This window comes from Colidextribacter sp. OB.20 (assembly GCF_009911595.1).
GTDB lineage: Bacteria > Bacillota > Clostridia > Oscillospirales > Oscillospiraceae > Lawsonibacter.
The window spans coordinates 1-1,285 of record NZ_QWKG01000145.1 but is presented as its reverse complement, the minus strand read 5'-3'; the positions used below and the strand labels follow the sequence as shown (position 1 = coordinate 1,285).

The following is a 1,285-nucleotide window of genomic DNA, read 5'->3' as shown; positions in this document are numbered from 1 at the left end:
GGTTTGGACTGTGGTGTTAATTTTTTTGAGACCGCGATCTCTTCTTCGCTGGCCTTCCGGGGATGCTTGCTTCGGGGCATTACTTTCCGCCATCCATGTCGGTGCAGCACAAAATAAATCTGTCCTTTACTGACCGGATGATCTACGGAGCTCTGATATGCTTTCGCAATCTCACTGATTTCTACCAGTTCCCCTTTTTCTGCCCGTGCCTGAAAGGGGGCAAGTATCCTCGCTTCTTCTGCCGCACTCATATTTCGATGATTACCGCCGTAATGGTTGCCCGAAATTGCTTCAAGTCCATATTTTCGATATTTTGCCACAAGCTGTGTCACATAGGCTGCATGAAATCCTGTCGCTTCTGCTACCTCTTTCGCATTTGCTCCCCTGGCCCGCATTTCCAGTGCTTTTAATCTGGTCTCGGCCCGTTTTTCCTTATTCGCCTTGCGTTTTTGCTCTATTGCTTTAATTTCTTCCTCGCTAAATTTATATCTGGATCCCATTTTCATCACCCAGATATATTTTACCAGATCTTTCTGCTTAATTAAATCGTTTTATTAAGAAATAGTAGTTAGACATGAGCATACCTTTGGCAGATGTTTTTCTTTTATGGCATACCTATGACTTGACCGATGATTGTGGAACGCACGAGGAAGTAAAATTGATTGGCCTTTTTTCCTCTGAGGAAAAAGCAAGTGAAGCGATGGAGCAGTTGAAGGACAAGGAAAATGGCTATCAAAATTTACGGTCAGAAGGATACAGAAGAAAATCCCTGACGGAACGGAAGGGCGCATTATCCGAGGAGAAAAATAATCCGAGAAGTGGAGCAAAAAGCCAGTAAAATCAAGGCTTTCAGCAAAAACTTCTCGGATTATTTTTTGTGCTTTATAATGTCGGTACAGCGGTGAGCTGAATCAACATTATAAGGAGGATGTGAAAATGCGGCGAGAGGACATCATTCTGGAAACCTCGCTGGGAAGGCTCCTGGAGGCTTATGCGGATCATAGCAGAAGGAACGGACTTCGGGAAAGCAGCGTACAGCTCTATCGGAAATTGGCCCTGCGTTTTCTGAAAGGCTTAGAGGATGCAGGGGTAACAGAAGCGGCGGGTATTGGGCCGCATGAGGTTTCCTGCGCCTGCCTCGCTCTGAAAAGCAACTACTATCTGTCTGCAATCCATACATTCCTCCGGTTTCTTGCGGAGGACGGGTATGTCAGCGCCAATGATAAAATGAAAGAAAACGCCGAGGAAAAAATGTAGTTTTGTGGCGGAGAGGAGGGAAAAAAGA

At 45.4% G+C, this 1,285-nt stretch carries 3 protein-coding genes; 2 read left to right on the top strand and 1 reads right to left on the bottom strand.

Annotated elements, in window-relative coordinates; translation table 11 throughout:
• Positions 1–500: winged helix-turn-helix domain-containing protein (locus D1641_RS18895; RefSeq protein WP_160668534.1), on the bottom strand; the 500-nt coding region annotated here is incomplete at its 3' end.
• Between the two features lie 86 nt (positions 501–586).
• Between D1641_RS18895 and D1641_RS18890 the strand changes: the two genes are divergently transcribed.
• Positions 587–838 (top strand): hypothetical protein, encoded by a 252-nt coding sequence (locus D1641_RS18890; protein ID WP_160668532.1) that lies wholly within the window; start codon positions 587–589, stop codon positions 836–838.
• A gap of 98 nt (positions 839–936) precedes the next feature.
• A complete protein-coding gene (locus tag D1641_RS18885; RefSeq protein WP_160668530.1) occupies positions 937–1,257 on the top strand; it encodes a hypothetical protein in 321 nt (106 codons plus the stop codon).
• The last annotated feature ends 28 nt before the right edge of the window (positions 1,258–1,285 follow it).